Here is an 18,290-nt window from a genome sequence, read left to right on the forward strand (position 1 = left end):
GATAGGGCTTGTGCGCTCAAAGTTCCCCAATGCTTGGAAAAAAAGCGCACAGCCGGATGGACGGTGGATGGCAGCCGCCCGGCGGTTGGAGCTGCCCTTTCATCCCATGCCATGCCCGGGCTTGCCCACCCTTTGGGGGCGGTGGCTGACAATGTGCGCCGGCACGCGGCCTGGCCTCTCTGGCCGCGCCCTCTTTTCCTGATATTTCCGAGACTGCATGAGCGAAACCGTCCAACGCCAGATCGACCTGAACCGCCACATCGGCAAAGCCGACCTGCCCGCCGTGCGGCGCTTCCTGGACCGGAATGCCGCCCACCTGCCCGGGCTGCTGGATGCCGGGGGCGCGCACAAGGGGGACCTGGATCCGCCGCTGGTGCAGGCGGCCGCGCTGGCGGGCACCCAGGCCCTGGAGATTGCGCAGTGCCTGCTGGCGGCGGGAGCGCCGGTGGACCGCCCTGGCACCCACGGTGCCACAGCCCTCGCCAAGGCCCTGGAGCTGCGCAACCTGGCGCTGGCCCAGGTGCTGCTCGATGCCGGTGCTTCGCCGCATGCGGCCAGCCACACGGGCGTGCGCGTGTTCGACCGGGTGTTGGCCTGCGGCGACATGGCCTGGGTGCAGCGTTTCCTCGGCGAAGGCCACACCCTCGACCACACGAGCCAGGAGGGCATCACCTGCCTGCACTGGGCGGCCCGCTCCAACGATCTGGGGCTGTACGACATGGTGCGCGAGCGCACCGGCCTGGCCCCCGACCTGCCAACCCAGAACGGCTACCGCCCGGTGGACCTGGTCACCAGCCTGGCGCTGTTCCAGCACATGCGCGCGCACTGCCCCGGCATGGCCTGGGACGTGGCGTTCAAGAGTGGCGACCACAGCCTGCATGTGTATGCCGACAAGGGGGCCGCCGACATCGTGCGCGCCCTGCTGGAGCATGGAGTGGACCCCGAGCTGGCCGGCCGGCGCGGCAACCGGCCTTTGCACAAGGCGGCCGGCAGCGGCAGCCTGGCCACCGTGCAGGCCCTGCTGGCCGCCAAGGCCAAGCCCAGTGCGCGCAACGTCTACAGCTTCACGCCGCTGCACTGGGCTGCGCAGACGGGCCATCTCGACATCGTGCGCTGCCTGGTGGAGCACAAGGCCAACCTGAACGCCAAGGGCAGCGAGACCGTGATCATCCAGCAGACCCACACGCCGCTGTACGTGGCGCTGGAGAACGGCCACGGCGATGTGGCGCGCTACCTGCTGGAGCAGGGCGCCGACCCGAATGTGCTGGTCGATTCCAGCCAGTGCACAGCGCTCTACGAAGCCGTGGGGAAAGACGACCTGGCCCTGTGCACCGTGCTGCTGGACCACGGTGCCTCGCCCAACGGCATCGGCAAGGACGGCCCCTTCGATTTCTTCAGCTTCCCCTTGCAGCAATGCCGCAGCGCCGCGATGGTCGACCTGCTGGTGGCGCGCGGAGCCGATGTGGCGGGGCGCAACACGCAGTACCTGACGGCGCTGCATTCGGCGGTGGAGGGCCTGGGCCGGTGCGCAAGCCCCCGCGCAGACGAGGAAGAGGGTGCCCAGGCCGCACGGCGGCAGGGCATGCTCGATACCATTGCCGCGCTGTTGCGCCATGGGGCGGACCCCCATGCCCAGCCGGCCTCTGGCGCGACACCGCTGGCGATGTGCAAGGATCCGCAGGCCATCGCCATGCTGGTCGAGGCCATGAAGCGCCCGGACCGGGCGCCCGCGCAGCCGCAGCCTTCGACCGCGAAGCAGCAGGCGGCGCAGGACCAGCGCCGCAGCTGGGTCCACGGCCTGGCCGGCCTCTTGTCCGGGAAGGCCAAGGCCAGGCCGAAACCCCAGGCCGCCAGATCGGCATTGGCTGCGGCCCTGTACATGCAGTGCAAGGAGGTGGGCAAGACCCAGGCCGAACTCGATGGCATCGCACAGTTGCTGGCAAGCGCCGACAGCGCCGATGCCGAGTACATCAGCGAAGACGACTACGACAGCCAGAGAAGCACGCTGCACCGCCTGCTCGATGCCACGCGCCGCAGCCGCTATGACACCGCCGAGCGCCCGCGGGTGGCGGCCTACCAGCCGCTGGTGGCGCGGCTGCTGGAATTGGGCAGCGCCACGCTCAACCACAAGGGTGGCACCTGGGGAGAAACGCCGTTGCACACCGTGCTGCGTGCGGCCTTGTACTCGGAGCCTGCGGGCGACCCCGAAGCCCAGTCCCTGGTGGAGGCTGATTACCGCGCGCTGGTCGACATGCTGCTGCTGAGCGGCGCCATGCCCAATGCGGAGAACGATGAAGGCGCACAACCTTTGGATTTGGCCTTCGACCCCGCCATGGCCGAGCTGTTGCGCCACCATGGGGCGCGGGCGGGCCGCTATCCCCTGGCCCTTTTCCACGCCATCGAGCAGGACGACGCTCCCGGTCTGGAACGGGTCCTTGCCTGCGGGCCCCCACTCGAAGGCGTGTCGGCGCAGGAGCAGGACGGCCTGGGCGCCAGCACCCCCTTGCTGTGGGCCGCGCTCTACAACCGCCTGGACATGCTGCGCCGCCTGGCAGGCCTGGGCGCCTCCCTGAATGCCCGCACCGAAGGCGGCCTGGGCCTGCTGCACATGGCAGCGCGGCATGGCAGCGTGGAGTCGCTGCAGTACCTCGTGGAGCACACCCCGCTGGACCTCAACGCGCTCGACGCGAAAGGCGTTCCCGCGCTGCACTACCTGCTGGCTTCAGCACCCCATTCCGCCAACTGGGTGGAAGACAAGGTGCACCGCGAGCGCATCCGCAGTTGCGCCGAGCACCTGGTCGCGCAGGGCGCACGCATTGATCTGGTGGACCGCGAGGGCGGTACCCTGGCCGACCTGGTGCCCAAAGGCGTGTACGCCAGGCTGGAGCGTGCTGCCAAGTCCGCCAGCGCGGCTACCGCGGGCCGCAGGCCCTGACGGAGCCAGCCGGGCCGCAGCGTTCAATCAACCAGTCCATCGCTCAACGCGCGAGCGCTGCCTTCTTCCAGGCCTCGGCGGCGCCGGCTTCGTCCCCGCGCTGCTCGGCCAGCTCGGCCAGGTAGCGCCAGGCGCTGGCGCGCAGGCTGGCGTCGGAGAGCTGCTGGGCGGCCTGGGTCAGCAACTGCTGGGCCTTGCCCCAGAGCTGGCGCTTGAGGCAGGCCATGCCGGCCAGGTACTGCAGGCGCGCGTCGCGCGGGTTGGCCTGCTGGGCTGCCTCGATGCGGGCCAGCCAGGGCGCGTCCACAGTGTCCAGGCCGGACTCCAGCGCGCGCACCAGCTTGAGCGCATGCTGCTCGGCCAGGGCGTCGGGCAGCTCCAGCATGCGCTCCCACACCGGCAGCAGCCAGGCGCGCACCTGGCTCGCGTCGCCGCCCAGGGCGGCCATGCGCTGCGCGGCGTGGATGGCCAGCTCGGGCATCTTGCGCTCGGCGGCCTCCAAGTCGTCCCAGACGCGGCGCAGCTGCGCCGTGTCGTGGGCGCTCTGGATGAGTTCAGTGGCCAGGCCGCGCACGATGCTCTGCGCGGCGGCCGGGGAAAAGGCGCGGTGCTTGGCCAGCAGGCGGGCCGTGTCCAGCGCCTCCTGGGTGTGGCGGGCCAGGCGCGTGGCCTTGAGCTTGATGCGCAGCGCCAGCGTGCGCCGGGCTGCGCCCTGGGGCAGGGCGGCGAGCCATTCGAGGGTGGCCTCGGCATCGCGGTCGTCCAGGGTCCAGCGCGCGGCGCGCATCTGGGCACCTTCGCGCAGTTCCTGCTCCAGCGCGGTACCGCGTGCGGGCGCGTCTTCGAGTGCGCGCTGCAGGTGGCTGTCGCGCGTGGCGGTGTCCTGCAGGGCGTGGGAGCCCTCGGCCGCCACCAGGTGGGCCAGTGAGCGCAGCTGGTGGCTGTGCGGCACCGTCTCGCCCGCGGCGGCCAGGGCGTTCTCCTGGGCCAGCGCGGCCACGGCGGCCTTGCGCGAACGGATGAAGCGCCCGCCCAGCAGGTGCGTCATGGCGTCCAGCAGCGCGCTGTGCATGGCGCGTTCCTTTTGCTGCACGCGCCAGCGGCGTGCCTGGTGCGGCAGTTCCAGCAGGGCGGCCAGCGCACGCAGCGCGGCATACACGGTGACGAAGCCGCCCACGAGGACCAGCACCACCAGGTTCAGCGACAGGTCGACCCGGTACGGGGGCCAGTAGAGGGTGACGGTGCCCTGGTTGTTGCCCGCAAACAGCGCAGCCGCCACGGCCACGCCAAACAACGCCAGGAGCCAGAGTGCTGCGCGCATGCGTGCTGCCCCCTGCCTCAGCGCCCCGCCGCGGCCGTGGCCAGGGCGGAGAGGGTTTCATCGGGGCGCGGCAGCTCGGCCGCCTTCATGCCGGCCTGGGCCTGCTGCAGCACCGTGGCCGCCGTCTGCGTGCGGCGCGAGGCCGGGTCGAAATACTTGTTGACGGCGGTGGTGGCGGCGGCCAGGTCGGCGCGGGCCGATTCGAACTGGCGGGCCAGCACGCCCAGGCGCGCATTGAGCAGCTTGAGTTTGAGGTTCTCGCGCAGGAAGAAGGTCTGCTCGGGGGCGAGCAGCACGGCTTCGGGCTGGTCCACGCGGCTCACGCGCACCAGGCTGCGGGCCTCGTCGCGCACGACTTCCCAGCTGCGCTGCAGCGTGGCCTGCCACCAGGGCGTGTCGGCACTGGGCGCGGCGCCGCTGGGGGCCGTGGCGATCAGGCGCTTGCTGGCGGCGGCCTGGGCCACGGCGTTGAGCACGGGCAGCTCGTCCACCTGGCGCACCAGGTCGTCCAGCCGGGCCAGCAGGCCGGCCGTGTCGGTCACCTGGGCGCGGTTGATGCGCTCGATGTCGCGGCCGATGGCGCGCTGCACCGGGGTCAGGCGCGGCTGGGCGGCACGCTCGATGCGCTGCTCGGCGGTCTTGAGGGCGGCCAGCAGCGGGTCCAGGCTGCCGGTGAGCTGGGCCTGCTGCTGCGCCAGGCGCAGCGCCGATTCGATGTCCACCACCAGGGTCTCGTCGCGCGAGCGCGACAGGCTCTGCATCAGCTCTTCGAGCTGGCTGCGCTGCAGCGCCACTTCGGCCACGCGGGCTTCGGTCACCGAGAGGCGGGCCGCGGTCTCGCGCACCAGCTCCTCGGCCTGGCGCGCCATGGTGCGCGCCTCGATGGCCAGGGCGCCGGAATCGGCCGACTGGCGCGCCAGCTGTTCCTGGATCGCGCTGAGCTTTTGCCACAACAGGCCGCTGCTGGCCACGGCCGCCACCGCCAGCACGCCCACCAGCAGGGTGGGCAGGCTGCTGCCGCGCACCACCACCGGGGGTTGGTGCGCCGCGGCGGCGGGGCTGGAAGGGGCTGCTGCGGGCAGGTCGTGGGGGGGCGCGGAACTCATGGGGCCGATTCTATCGAGGCCACCACGTCTTCCAGCGCTGGACGACACTCGCTTACATGGCCAAAGCCCATGGCCCGTGCGGTCTGCGCGATGCGCGGGTGGGTGGCCAGCGCCCGCGCCGCGGCAAAGGACTGGCCGGGCAGGGCCTCGGCCAGGTGGGCCACGGCCTCGGAGCTGCTCAGCAGCCACAGCGATCCATCCTGGGCGGCGGCCCGGGCCAGTGCTTCCTGGTCGGGGGTGAAGCGGGGGGCTCCGCGCTCATAGGCCACGGCCCAGTCCACCTGGCCGCCCGCAGCAAGCACCTGGCGTGCCAGCCAGTCGCGGCCCGAACCCTCGGACGATTCATGCACCCCGGCCGAACGGCCGCGCACGATGAGCACGCGGTCTCCCGCCCGCACCTGGGGGCCGACCTGCAGCCAGAGCGATTCGGAGTCGAACTGCGGCGCATCGGCCGCGGGGCCGTCGATGGCGGCGGGCGGCACGCCCCCCTCCACCAGGGCGCGCGCGGTGCCTGGGCCGGGCGCCCAGGCACGGGTGCCGGCCGGCAGGGGCAGGGCCCCGGGCAGGAAATACAGGGCCGCGTTGCTGCTCACGAACATCAGCGCGCGGTAGCCGGGGGCCTGGGCCAGGCGCGCGTGCGCGGCGGCCACGCCCTGCCGGGCTGCAGGGTCGGAGCAGGGGCCGATGGCGATCAGCGGTAGGGCGGTGGCTGCCAGACCGCGTGCGCTGAGCTGGGACACCCACTGGACCGCCTCGCGCTCGGGCCGCGTGACGATCACCCTGGGCGGGGTGGTGGCCATCTCAGGGGGTGGCAGAGGCGGGATCGATGCCGCGGGCACCGCCCGCGCGCAGGCGGCGGGCGATCTCGTCGCCCAGGGCTTCGGCCTGGGCCAGGGTGGCCACAGGGGCACTCGCCTGGGCGCGTACCAGCGGGGCGCGCGCATCCTCGGGGTCGCCCCAGGCGGCGTCAAGCTGCAGGGTACCGTCGGCACCCAGGCTGCCGTGCGCTGCCAGCGGCATGGAGCAACTGCCTCCCATGGCGCGGCTCACTGCGCGCTCGGCGGCCACGGTGAGCCAGGTGGCCTGGTGGGCCAGCGGCGCGAGTGCGGCGATCAGGTCCTGCCGGTCGCTGCGCACCTCGATGCCCAGGGCGCCCTGGCCGGCGGCGGGCAGCATGGTGGCGGCGTCGAAGGCCGTGCGGATGCGTGATTCCAGCCCCAGGCGCTTGAGACCGGCGGCCGCGAGCACGATGCCGTCGTACTGGCCTTCATCGAGCTTGCGCAGGCGTGTATCGAGGTTGCCGCGCAGCGGCTCGATCTTCAGGTCGGGCCTGAGGGCCTGCAGCAGCACCTGGCGGCGCAGGCTGGAGGTGCCGACCACGGCGCCCTGGGGCAGTTCGTCCAGCGCGGCGTAGCGCGGCGAGACGAAGGCGTCGCGCGGGTCCTCGCGCTCCATCACGCAGGCCAGGGCAAAACCCTCGGGCAGTTCCATGGGCACGTCCTTGAGCGAGTGCACGGCGATGTGGGCGCGGCCTTCTTCGAGCGCCACTTCGAGTTCCTTCACGAACAGGCCCTTGCCGCCCACCTTCGACAGGGAGCGGTCCAGGATCTGGTCGCCCTTGGTGGTCATGCCCAGCAGTTCCACCGTGTGGCCGCGGGCCTGCAACAGGGCCTGCACATGCTCGGCCTGCCACAGGGCCAGGCGGCTTTCGCGCGTGGCGATGACGATGGGATGGGTCAGGGAGGGCGCGGCGGAGCTCAAGATTCGTAACCTGTTTGTAATCATTCAGGGGCGCTGGATGCTAGCATGCGCCCGCACTCGTGGCCGGTGCAGGGGGACGCCTGCAGTGGCCTTCCCCATTCCCGGAGACCCAACGCATGAGACGATCCGACAAGGACCAGCCCCTGATTGACGACATCCGCCTGCTCGGCCGCATTCTGGGCGACGTGATCCGGGACCAGGAGGGCGTGGCCGCCTACGAGCTCGTGGAGCAGGTGCGCAAGCTGTCCGTGGCCTTCCGCCGCGATGCCGACCAGGAGGCCGACCGCGCGCTCAAGAAGCTGCTCAAGTCCCTGTCGGGCGACCAGACGGTGAGCGTGATCCGCGCCTTCACCTACTTCAGCCACCTGGCCAACCTGGCCGAGGACCGCCACCACATCCGCCGCCGCGCCGTGCACGAGCGCGCGGGCGACACGCAGGAGGGCAGCATCGAGGTGGCCCTGTCGCGCCTGCGCTGGGCCGGCATTGCGCCCAAGACGATCTCCCAGACCCTGGCAGGCAGCTATGTGGCGCCGGTGCTCACGGCCCACCCGACCGAGGTGCAGCGCAAGAGCATTCTGGACGCCGAGCGCGACATCGCCCAACTGCTGGCCGCGCGCGACGACATCCAGGTGCGCGCCCAGCTGTACAACACCGCCAAGGACGCGCTCACCCCGCGCGAGCTGGCCGCCAACGAGGCCCAGCTGCGCGCCCGCGTGGCCCAGCTGTGGCAGACGCGCCTCTTGCGCTACAGCAAGCTCACCGTGGCCGACGAGATCGAGAACGCGCTGTCGTACTACGAAGCCACCTTCCTGCGCGAGATCCCCAAGATCTATGCCGACCTGGAAAGCGAGCTGGGCCAGTACCCGGTGCACAGCTTCCTGCGCATGGGCCAGTGGATCGGTGGCGACCGCGATGGCAACCCCAACGTGACCGCCCAGACCCTGCAGTACGCCCTGGGCCGCCAGGCCGAGGTGGCCCTGCGCCACTACCTGACCGAGGTGCACTACCTGGGCGGCGAGCTCTCGCTGTCGGCGCGCCTGGTGCAGGTCTCGGCCGAGATGGAAGCCCTGGCCGCGCGCTCGCCCGATACCAACGAGCACCGCCAGGACGAGCCCTACCGCCGTGCGCTCACGGGCATCTATGCGCGCCTGGCCGCCTCGCTCAAGGAGCTGACCGGCGGCGACGCGGCACGCCATGCCGTGGCGCCACAGAACCCCTATGCCAGCGCCGAAGAGTTCCTGGACGATCTGTGCATCATCCAGGCCTCGCTCAAGTCCCACCATGGCGAGACCCTGGCCGCCGAGCGCCTGCACCCGCTGATCCGCGCGGTGCAGGTCTTCGGCTTCCACCTGGCCACGGTGGACCTGCGCCAAAGCTCCGACAAGCACGAGGAGGTGGTGGCCGAGCTGCTGGCCACGGCGCGCATCGAACCGGCCTACGCGCAGCTGCAGGAGGCAGCCAAGCGCGCCCTGCTGATCAAGCTGCTCAACGATGCACGGCCGCTGCGCGTGGTGGGCGCCAGCTACTCGGCCCACGCCCAGGGCGAGCTGGCGATCTTCGAGGCCGCGCGCGTGATGCGCCAGCGCTATGGCCACGAGGCCATCCGCCACTACATCATCAGCCACACCGAGACGGTGAGCGACCTGCTCGAGGTGCTGCTGCTGCAAAAGGAAGTGGGCCTCCTGAACGGCACGCTCGACGCCGAGTCGAAGAACCACCTGATCGTGGTGCCGCTGTTCGAGACCATCGAAGACCTGCGCAACGCCGCGCCCATCATGCGCGAGTTCTATGCCCTGCCCGGCGTGGCGGCGCTCATGCAGCGCAGCGGCGGCGAGCAGGACATCATGCTCGGCTACTCCGACAGCAACAAGGACGGCGGCATCTTTACCAGCAACTGGGAGCTGTACCGTGCCGAGATCGCACTGGTGGAGTTGTTCGACGAGCTGGCCACCAACCACGGCATCCAGCTGCGCATGTTCCATGGCCGCGGTGGCACGGTGGGCCGCGGCGGCGGCCCGAGCTACCAGGCCATCCTGGCCCAGCCCCCGGGCACCGTGCGTGGCCAGATCCGCCTGACGGAGCAGGGTGAGGTCATCGCCTCCAAGTACGCCAACCCCGAGATCGGCCGGCGCAACCTGGAAACCCTGGTCGCCGCCACCCTGGAGGCCACGCTGCTGCAGCCCACCAAGCCCGCGACCAAGGCCTTCCTGGAGGCGGCCGCGCAGCTCTCGCTGGCCAGCATGGCGGCCTACCGCGCGCTGGTCTACGAGACCCCGGGCTTCACCGACTACTTCTTCAATTCCACGCCGATCCGCGAGATCGCCGAGCTCAACATCGGCTCGCGCCCGGCCTCGCGCAAGGCCAGCCAGAAGATCGAGGACCTGCGCGCCATCCCCTGGGGTTTCAGCTGGGGCCAGTGCCGCCTCACGCTGCCGGGCTGGTTCGGCTTTGGCGCGGCGGTTGATGCCTTCGTGAATGCTGAGGGCAAGGACCCCAAGGCACAGCTGGCCCTGCTGCAGAAGATGTACCGCCAGTGGCCGTTCTTCCGCACCCTGCTGTCCAACATGGACATGGTGCTGGCCAAGAGCGACCTGGCCCTGGCCTCGCGCTACAGCGAACTGGTGACCGATGCGCGCCTGCGCAAGAAGGTCTTCACCGCCATCGAGGCCGAATGGCAGAACACGGCCGATGCGCTCACCCGCATCACCGGCGACAAGCAGCGCCTGACGCACAACGCGGCACTGGCGCGCTCCATCAAGCACCGCTTCCCCTACATCGACCCGCTGCACCACCTGCAGGTCGAGCTGGTGCGCCGCTGGCGCGCGGGCCAGGGCGACGAGCGCGTGCAGACCGGTATCCACATCTCCATCAACGGCATCGCTGCCGGCCTGCGCAACACGGGCTGAGCCGGTTGCGCCGCTTTGCCATCCGGCTGCCCGCCTGCTAGGGCGTGCCATCCATCATTTCACCCCCGCGAAAGTCTGCAGCGCGGTGTAGCATGGCTACACAAGCGAAGGGCAACGCCGCAATGCACCGCGCTGCAGGCTTTCCCTTCGGGCTGGCCCCGGCATGCGGCGTCTGCTTTGTCGCACGGCTTGCCCATAGTCCACTATGGGCAGCGCCGCGCTTCGCGCATCCATCCGCATGCCGGGGCCAGCGCGGGGGTGAAATGATGAATGACGCGCCCTGGCATGGGCGCCGGGAGGGCATGGTGTGGGCATTGATGTTGCAGCCCTGAAAGTGCGGCTGTCGCTGCGGCTGCAGGCCGTGGCGCGCGCGGATTCCATGCGCGCCATCCGCGAGGGGCTGCTCTGGGTGCTGCCCTGCCTCATGGTGTCGGCGGTGTTCCTGGTGTCGTCGGTGCTCACGCGCATGCTGGGCCTGCCCACCGAGACCACCGACCTGCTGGCCGGCCTGCATGGCGAGATCAGCCGCATCCTGCCGCTGCTGATCGCCGCTTCCATCGGCTACATGCTGGCCATACGCCACAGCCTGCCGCGCCTGCCCGTGGCCTTCCTGTGCTTTGTCTATGTGGCGCTGGCCGCCTACCTGCTGCGCGGCCAGCCGCGCGCCGCCGCCACGCTGGTGCTGTTCATCGCCATCGCTTCGCCCATTGTCAATGTGCCCATCATGGCGCGGCTCATGCGGGTGCGCTGGCTGCAGCTGTCGCGCGGCTCCCTGGTCAGCGACAACGTGGAAGACGCCATGAACATGGTGCTGCCCGGCGTGCTGACGGCGGGGCTGCTGGTCGTGGTGCTGACCCTGCTGCAGCAATGGCAGGGCCTGGCGCACTGGAGCCTGCCCCTGGATGTGGTGGACCCGGACCGGCCCTACCTGAATGCATTGGTGATCACGGGCATGAATTCGCTGCTGTGGTTCTTCGGCATCCATGGCTACCATGCCCTGCAGCCCCTGTTCCAGGTGCTGGAGATGGCCGTGGGGTGGAATGCCATCGAGGTGCTGGCAGACCAGCCGCCCCCCTACCTGCTCAACGCCGGCCTGCTCGGGGCCTTCGCCTTCATCGGCGGCGCAGGCGGCACGCTGTCGCTGGTGGTGGCCGTGCTGTGGCGTGCGCGCAGCCCCGGCCTGCGTCTGCTGGCCCTGGCCAGCCTGCCCATGGCCCTGCTCAACGTGAACGAGCTGCTGCTGTTCGGCATTCCGCTGATCCTCAATCCGCGCCTGCTGCTGCCGTTCATCCTGGTGCCGGCCGTCAACGCCAGCCTGGCGCTTGCGGCCGTGCAGGCGGGCTGGGTGCCGGTGGCCACCATGGCGATGCCGCTGAATGCACCGGTGCTCTTCAACGCCTATGCCAGCACCCAGGGCGCCTGGCCGGCCGTTGCGCTGCAGCTGGCGCTGGTGCTGCTCGGGGCCTGCATCTACGCGCCGGCGGTGCGGGCATTGGAGCGCCACAACGCCACCACGGTGCACCTGCCGGGCCTGGACACCACGTTTTCGCGCCTGCAGGAGCAGGGCCGCCTGTACGCCAGTGACCCGGTGGTCCTGGCGCAGCAGCGGCAGGCCGGTCGCGAGGAACTGCTGGCCCAGGTGCGCCGCATGGGCGAGTACGAATTCTTCCTGGAATACCAGCCCAAGGTGTCGCCGCGCACAGGCGAATGCGTGGGCTGCGAGGCGCTGCTGCGGGCCCGCGATGCCCGCGGGCGCACGCAGTCCCCAGGGGCCTTCCTGGCCTGGCTGACCGAGGCCGGGCTCATGAAGGATGTCGACCTGTGGGTGGCCGGGGCCGCCCTGCAGCAGCACCAGCGCTGGCGCAGTGCAGGCTTTGTGCTGCCCATCTCCATCAACGCCACGGGGCCCACGCTGATGTCGGCCGAGCATTGCCGGCGGCTGGTGGCGTTGATCGCGCCCGCGGCCGGCTGCATCAGCGTCGAGATCACCGAGGATGCGCTGGCCGCGGACGTGGACCAGATGCGCGACGCCATCGCCCGCATCCACGCCGTGGGCGCCCAGGTGGCCATCGACGACTTCGGCACGGGCTATTCCTCGCTCAGCTACCTGCACGCCTTTGCGGTGGACACGATCAAGATCGACCGTAGCTTCGTCGTGGCCAGCGCCGACCCCCGGGGCGCGCGCCTGCTGCAGGGCCTGCTGCATTTCTGCCAGAGCCTGGAGGTCGGCATCGTGGTGGAAGGGGTGGAGACGGCGGAGCAGCTGCAGCTGCTGCCCGCCAGCATGGACCTGCAGGTGCAGGGCTGGTACTACGGTCGTGCGATGGGGGCCGACGAGTTGCCCGCCTTCGTGCAGCGCTGCGCGGCCAGCGCAACCGTCCAGGCAGCATGACGGCGCACCTTGCCGTGCGCCTCAATCCCCGAGCAGTTCGCCCACCGCTTTCAAGTCCTCTACCCGGTCGCAGATGGCCTTCACGGCCATCATGACCGGGATGCCCAGCAGCAGCCCCCACAGGCCCCAGAGCCAGCCCCAGGCGAGCACGCTGACGAACACGGCCACGGGGCTCATGCTGCTGGTGCGGCTGGTGAGCCAGGGTGTGAGCAGGTTGCCGATGAGGGTGTGGATCACCAGCGAGGCGCCGCCGATCGCCAGCGCCATGTCGATGGTGCCGAACTGCAAAAAGGCCACCAGCGCCGAGGCGCCGGCGGTGAGCGCCGAGCCGATGTAGGGTGCGAGGTTGAGCACGCCGGCCACCACGCCCCAGACGGCGGCGTTCTCCAGGCCCAGTGCCCAGTAGGCGAGGCCAGTGGCAAGGCCCACCAGGATGCTGGTGAACACCTGCACCAGCAGGTAGCGCTGGATCTGGCCGGTGATGTCGTCGAGCACCTGCATGGTGATGTTGCGCCGCTCCAGGCTGCTGCCGGCGATGCGCACCAGCTTCTGGCGGAACAGGTTGCCCGAGGCCAGCGCGAAGTAGGTCAGGAACACCACCACCGTGAGCTGGCCCAGGGCCGACACCAGGCCCATGGTGCCGCTCCACAGGTAGTCGCGGATGTTGAAGGGCGGGCGCTCCACCACCACGCGCTGCACGCCGCGCCGTGCCGGGGCGGCGGCCGCGCTCTCGGCAGCGGCCTGCTCGATCTGGGCGGCGGCCTTCTGCATGGTGTCCAGCGTGCTGGGCATGCCGGCGCGCGCACGCAGGTTGTCGCGCACCTTCTTGGCGGCCACGGGCAGCGAGTCGACGAGCTGCACGGCCCCGTCGCTCAGCGACCAGGCCGTGCTGGCCAGGCCGCCCACCAGGGCGATCAGCAGCACGGCGGCACCGAGCGGGCGGGGAATGTGCCAGCGGCGCAGCATGTTGACGGCAGGGCGCAGCGCCGTGGTCAGCAGGAGGCTGAGCATCAGGGGGATGAAGACCGCACTGGCCCAGTGCAGCAGGGCCACGCTGGCGAACAGGGCCAGCAGCGCCAGGGACAGGTTGCGCACGTCCACCGGCATGTGCAGCATCAGCGGCGCAGGAGGGGGCGTCGCAACCGGCGCGGCGGCGGTGTCTGGCGCGGCCGGGTGGCCTGGGTCGGGCTCCGGTTGCGGTGGTGATGGCGCCTGGGCCTGCGGATCGCCGGGGCCCGTGCCTGCGCCCACGGCGGCCACGGGTTCCTCGGGCTGCAGGGGGAGGGACGGGGTGGTGGGGCTTGCGGGGGCGGGCACGGCGGTCATGCGGGCGATTGTCACGCACTGTGAGCAAATGTTGTGTAGGTGGCGGTGCCAAGGCGCGGCCGGCGCCGGCATGTGCCGTGCAAATGCAACGCAAACGCCTTGCTATTCGCGCGATGGTGCAGCCGCCGGATGGCTAGCATGGCAGCATGCAAGTCGAACCATTGCCCGGCGGTCTGCCGCCGAGTCCCTTTGAACCGCGGCTGCCGGTGGCCCACCCCGGCACGCTGGTGGCGCCCGAGCGCGAGGCCCGTGCCCGGCCCGTGGTGCACCGCGTGGTCGTGCCGCTGCTGGCAGTGGCCTCGCTGCTGGCCGCCGGCTGTTCGTCGCTGGACGTTCCGCGCGCCGACAACTACCCGGCATCGAACCAGAAGAAGGCGCGCGCCGTGCACCACTGGGATGTGCTGGCCGACGACGTGGCCACGCGCATCACCGACAAGATCCGCCATTGGCCCGCGGGCGAGCACCCGATCTACGTGTCTGCCTCGGGCGACACGAGCTTCAACAACGGCTTTCGCAAGCTCCTGATCACCCGCCTGCTGGACCGGGGCGTGGTGCTCTCCAACCAGCCCTCGGCCGTGACCCTGGCCTTCGAGACCCAGCTGGTGCAGCACCCGGCCCGGGTCTCCAACAGCCTGCCCATGCCCCTGACCCGTCTGGCCCTGGGCGTGGGCGTGGCGCGCGACTGGGTGCACCGTGCGCCCAGCGCCACCTCGGTGGTCGCAGGCATGACCGCGATCGGGGCGCTTGCCGATGTCGCGCAGTACACGACCGATGGCCCGGCCGCGGGCGGGCCCACCCGCACCGAGGTGCTCATCACGACCTCGCTGGAAAGCGGCGACCGCTACCTGGCCCGCACTTCCGATGTGTACTACATCGACCAGGACGATGCCGTGCTCTACCAGGTGCAGCAACCGCCGCCACCGCCCCCTCCGCCACCGCCGCCCACCCCGGTCAAGACCTGGCAGGTGGTGAGCCCACCCCCTGCGCTGTGGGGTGCACCATGAGGCGGCGCACCGTGTTGCGCGCTGCAGCAGTATTGGCGCCTGTGCTGGCCCTCTCGGGCTGTGCCTCGTACTACTACGGCGACAAGGCCGGCGGCAGCGGCGGCGGGCTCATGGACCTGATCACGCCCGGCAGCATCGAGCGCAATCACCGCGCGGCCGATGCCTTGCTGCAGCAGGCCCCGCTGGACCCCAGCCATGCCGTGCTGGTGGCCACGCTGGTCAATGTGGACCGCCTGAACGAATCCTCGCGCCTGGGGCGCATCTTCTCCGAGCAGATCGGCTCGCGCCTGGTGCAGCGCGGCCTGCGCGTGACCGAGCTCAAGCTGCGCGAAAGCGTGGCCATGCAGCGCGGCACGGGTGAGCTGCTGCTTTCGCGCGAGGTGCGCGAGGTGGGCCGGGCGCACGACGCGCAGGCCGTGGTGGTGGGCACTTACGCGGCATCGACCACCACGCTGTTCATCAGCCTCAAGATCGTGAACCCCGTGGGCAACACCGTGGTGGCCGCGCACGACTATTCCATGCCCATCGACGAGAACGTGCGCTCGCTGCTCGCGGCAAGGTAGTGAAGCCCCCCTGAGTCGCTTCGCGCCTTCCCCCGAGGGGGACGCCCCCAGCGCGGCGGGGCGGCCCTTGCGCGGGGGCACTGGCTTGGGCCATGCGAGTTCATAGGCCAGTGGACTGTTGTCTCCTCCAGAAACACCAAAGCCCCGCCGGTAGTCCGTGCGGGGCTTTTTGCTGGAAAGGTCAGTGCAGCATCAAGGCGCCGGCGTTCTTGCTCTTGCCGGCGCGGGCGGGCGGGTTGCACAGGCCGCAGGTGTAGTGGCGGTTTTCGTAGAGTTCGGTCACGAAGTGGCCCTTGCAGTCGGCGCACTGGGTGCGGGTGAGCATGCCGGCGTCCACGAACTTCACCAGGCGCCAGGCGCGGGTGAAGGACAGCAGGGGTTCGATCTCGGCGGTGGTGACCTGCTCGCTGTACAGGCGGTAGGCCTTGGTCAGCAGTTCCACCGAATCCAGGTCCACGCCCTTGGACAGGTATTCGTAGATGTTCAGGAACAGCGAGCTGTGGATGTTTTCCTGCCAGGTCAGGAACCAGTCGGTCGAGAAGGGCAGTTGGCCCTTGGACGGCGACTTGCCGGCGATCTCCTTGTACAGGCGGATCAGGCGTTCGTAGGACAGGGTGGTTTCCGACTCCAAGACCTGCATGCGGGCGCCCATGCCGATCAGCATCGCAGCGCGCTCGATCTGCTTGGATTCATTGAGAACGCTCTTGGCTGGGGCTTTGGCGGCGGCAGTCGTGGTGGTCATGGCAGGCTTTCGAGGGAAACGGTGAACAGGCGACGGAACGGGACGGAGGAGGAGGGCGGGGTGTTCAGAGCACTTCCGACACGCGGCTGGCCATCAGGATGTTGGCGTGCAGCGTGTTGGTGGCTTCGTTGCCCACCTTCTTGGCCGTGTGGTTGGTCAGCAAGCTCCAGACCAGGTTGTCGTCCACGCGGAAGCTGCAAAGAAGCGTGTTTCTGGAGGCCAGTTTCAGCACTTGGGCGGCCGACAGCGATGCCAGAATATCGGCAGCGTCTTCGTTCATGCCCAGGCGGAACACTGCTTCTGCCTTGTCGTGGCGAATCAGGTTCTGCGCCAGCATCAGGTAGGTCAGGTTGGCTTCGCGGATTTCGGCGAGCAGCTGTTCGTTCGTCATGGCAGGGTTCCTTTGTTCCAGTTCCCGGGTCTTCGCCTTGCCATGCGGGTTGCATGTTTTGCGTGATCCGTTGAAATGGATTGTGAAACCAGGCCAATCAGAAATTAAGTCGGCGCTGCTCTGTGCAGCGTGTCTGGTTCAGGGGCAGTCCGTGTAGGAATTTGCCTTACAAAAACCGAAGGCGCGGTACTACCCACCAGAGCGAGGGGCCTGCTGCAAAAAGCAGCAACCAGGCCTGCCGGGGCAGGTCAGCCGCGTTCCACCGGACGCGAAGAATCGCTCACCCATTCGCTCCAGCTGCCGGCAAAAAGGGCGCTTTTGCCGAGCCCGGCGACTTCCATCGCGATCAGGTTCGGCAGGGCGCTGACGCCGCTGCCGCACTGGTGCACCACGGTGGCCGGATCGCGGCCTTGCAGCAGGGTGTCGAACTCGGCGCGCAGCACCGCAGCGGGCTTGAATTTGCCGTCCGGGCCGATGTTGTCCACGAAGGGGCGGTTCAGGGCTCCAGGGATGTGGCCGGCCACCGGGTCCAGGGGCTCGACCTCGCCGCGGTAGCGCGGCGCGGCGCGGGCATCCACCACCGTCTGGCCGGGTTGCTGCAGGTGGGCGAGCACATCGCTGGCCGTGGCCAGGCGCCGCAGCGGCTCCCGGAGCTCGAAGTTGGACTGGAAGTGCGCCGGCTCCTCGCCGCTGGCCACCGCGCCACCCGCGGCCTGCCAGGCCTGCAGGCCGCCGTCGAGCACGGCCACGGCATCGTGCCCGGCCCACTTGAGCATCCACCACAGGCGGCCGCAGTAGTTGGCGCCCTGGCGGTCGTACACCACGGCCTGCATGTCGTTGGCGAAGCCCACGCTGGACAGCCAGATCGCAAAGCGCTCACGGCTGGGCAGGGGGTGGCGGCCGCCCGACGCGGGCTTGTCGGCTTCCTGGGCGGTCACCGTGCCGGACGCGCCAGGCACGCCATGCTTGGCGCTCAGGTTCTCGTTGAGGTCGGCATACACCGCGCCGGGGATGTGGGCCTGTGCGTATTGCTGGGCGCCGGCCGTCGATTGCATCAGGTCGAAGCTGCAGTCGAACACCATCAGCCGCTGGCCGCTGGCGACCAGGGATTGCAGTTCGGTGGCGGAGATCAGGGTGGTGTAGGTCATGGCGGCGGGACGGGTGAGGGAGGCTGATCCCGGCATTGTGTCAATGTTGGTGCCGGTGCGTGTATCAGTGTTCTTCGGCGGGGGTGCCGGGGGCGGCACGCGCGCGCAGCACGGTGGCGGCGATGCCGCTGCCCACGATGAGCACCATGCCCGCCCAGGCGATGGGCGGCAGCACGTCGCCGAACAGCAGCACGCTGTACAGGGCTGCGAAGACGATGCCCGAGTACTGCAGGTTGGCCACCACCAGGGTGCCGCGCTGCGTCTTGGCGCTGGCGTAGGCCTTGGTCATGCACAGCTGGCCGCCGGCGGCCAGGATGCCGATGGGCAGCAGCCACAGCGCCTGCCAGCCCGGCCAGGTCGACACGCCGGTGAACAGCAGGGCGCCGCCACCGGCCACGGCCGAACCCAGTGCGAAGTAGAAAACGGTGCGCGACTCGGGCTCGCCCAGGCGCGACAGGGCCACGACCTGCATGTAGGCGAACGCGGCCGACAGGCCCGAGAGCAGCCCGATCATGCCCGCGAAGGCCTGGTTTTGGTCCAGGCTGGGGCGCAGCATCATCACCACGCCCACGAAGCCTGCCAGCACCGTGACGATCAGCGTGCCCTGCAGGGCCGGGCGCGGGGGGGGGGGGGGGGGGGGGGGGGGGGGGGGGGGGGGGGGGGGGGGGGGGGGGGGGGGGGGGGGGGGGGGGGGG

At 70.2% G+C, this 18,290-nt stretch carries 14 protein-coding genes; 5 read left to right on the forward strand and 9 right to left on the reverse strand.

Annotation, left to right across the window (positions count from 1 at the left end; all coding sequences use genetic code 11):
* The first annotated feature begins 217 nt into the window (after nt 1-217).
* Entirely contained in the window at nt 218-2,935 is a 2,718-nt protein-coding gene (locus tag AC3WOH_RS29075) for an ankyrin repeat domain-containing protein (RefSeq protein WP_492232786.1), read from the forward strand.
* Nucleotides 2,936-2,978: 43 nt separating this feature from the next.
* On the opposite strand, the gene AC3WOH_RS29080 is transcribed toward AC3WOH_RS29075, so the two are convergent.
* Genes AC3WOH_RS29080 through hemC form a run of 4 tightly spaced genes read right to left on the reverse strand, consistent with a single transcriptional unit; the run spans nt 2,979 to nt 7,123 of the window.
* Nucleotides 2,979-4,256: a heme biosynthesis protein HemY gene (locus tag AC3WOH_RS29080; protein WP_492232787.1), complete on the reverse strand. Its 1,278-nt coding sequence runs from the start codon at nt 4,254-4,256 to the stop codon at nt 2,979-2,981.
* Nucleotides 4,257-4,273: 17 nt separating this feature from the next.
* Entirely contained in the window at nt 4,274-5,362 is a 1,089-nt protein-coding gene (locus AC3WOH_RS29085) for a uroporphyrinogen-III C-methyltransferase (RefSeq protein WP_492232788.1), read from the reverse strand.
* The gene (locus AC3WOH_RS29090) at nt 5,359-6,162 is read right to left on the reverse strand and encodes a uroporphyrinogen-III synthase (RefSeq protein ID WP_492232789.1); all 804 of its coding nucleotides are present in this window, start codon (nt 6,160-6,162) and stop codon (nt 5,359-5,361) included. The genes AC3WOH_RS29085 and AC3WOH_RS29090 overlap by 4 nt, the downstream gene beginning before the upstream one ends.
* Nucleotide 6,163: 1 nt before the next feature.
* Nucleotides 6,164-7,123, reverse strand: a complete 960-nt coding sequence (gene hemC, locus AC3WOH_RS29095) for a hydroxymethylbilane synthase (protein WP_492232790.1) — start codon at nt 7,121-7,123, stop codon at nt 6,164-6,166.
* A gap of 116 nt (nt 7,124-7,239) precedes the next feature.
* On the opposite strand from hemC, the gene ppc reads away from it, so the two are divergent.
* Both ppc and AC3WOH_RS29105 read left to right on the forward strand, forming a co-directional pair.
* On the forward strand, nt 7,240-10,029 hold the full coding sequence (gene ppc, locus AC3WOH_RS29100) for a phosphoenolpyruvate carboxylase (protein WP_492232791.1): 2,790 nt from the start codon (nt 7,240-7,242) through the stop codon (nt 10,027-10,029).
* Between the two features lie 307 nt (nt 10,030-10,336).
* On the forward strand, nt 10,337-12,421 hold the full coding sequence (locus tag AC3WOH_RS29105; RefSeq protein ID WP_492232792.1) for an EAL domain-containing protein: 2,085 nt from the start codon (nt 10,337-10,339) through the stop codon (nt 12,419-12,421).
* Nucleotides 12,422-12,442: 21 nt separating this feature from the next.
* On the opposite strand, the gene AC3WOH_RS29110 is transcribed toward AC3WOH_RS29105, so the two are convergent.
* On the reverse strand, nt 12,443-13,747 hold the full coding sequence (locus AC3WOH_RS29110; RefSeq protein ID WP_492232793.1) for an AI-2E family transporter: 1,305 nt from the start codon (nt 13,745-13,747) through the stop codon (nt 12,443-12,445).
* A 146-nt stretch (nt 13,748-13,893) separates the two neighbouring features.
* Here AC3WOH_RS29110 and AC3WOH_RS29115 point away from each other — a divergent pair, with 146 nt between their 5' ends.
* Both AC3WOH_RS29115 and AC3WOH_RS29120 read left to right on the forward strand, forming a co-directional pair.
* On the forward strand, nt 13,894-14,751 hold the full coding sequence (locus AC3WOH_RS29115) for a hypothetical protein (RefSeq protein ID WP_492232794.1): 858 nt from the start codon (nt 13,894-13,896) through the stop codon (nt 14,749-14,751).
* Entirely contained in the window at nt 14,748-15,314 is a 567-nt protein-coding gene (locus AC3WOH_RS29120; RefSeq protein WP_492232795.1) for a FlgO family outer membrane protein, read from the forward strand. Before AC3WOH_RS29115 ends, AC3WOH_RS29120 begins: the two co-directional genes overlap by 4 nt.
* Before the next feature lie 181 nt (nt 15,315-15,495).
* Here the strand turns inward: AC3WOH_RS29120 and flhC are convergent, their stop codons facing one another.
* The 4 genes from flhC to AC3WOH_RS29140 form a co-directional block, all read right to left on the reverse strand.
* Nucleotides 15,496-16,056, reverse strand: coding sequence for a flagellar transcriptional regulator FlhC (gene flhC, locus AC3WOH_RS29125; RefSeq protein ID WP_184856645.1), 561 nt, complete (start codon nt 16,054-16,056; stop codon nt 15,496-15,498).
* 64 nt (nt 16,057-16,120) lie between these two features.
* Entirely contained in the window at nt 16,121-16,447 is a 327-nt protein-coding gene (gene flhD, locus AC3WOH_RS29130) for a flagellar transcriptional regulator FlhD (protein ID WP_007853391.1), read from the reverse strand.
* 248 nt (nt 16,448-16,695) lie between these two features.
* The gene (locus AC3WOH_RS29135) at nt 16,696-17,595 is read right to left on the reverse strand and encodes a sulfurtransferase (RefSeq protein WP_492232796.1); all 900 of its coding nucleotides are present in this window, start codon (nt 17,593-17,595) and stop codon (nt 16,696-16,698) included.
* A gap of 64 nt (nt 17,596-17,659) precedes the next feature.
* Nucleotides 17,660-18,290 (reverse strand): DMT family transporter (locus tag AC3WOH_RS29140; protein WP_492232797.1); only part of this gene is annotated, 631 nt, incomplete at its 5' end.

Source organism: Acidovorax sp. FW305-C-20-28 (assembly GCF_058783375.1).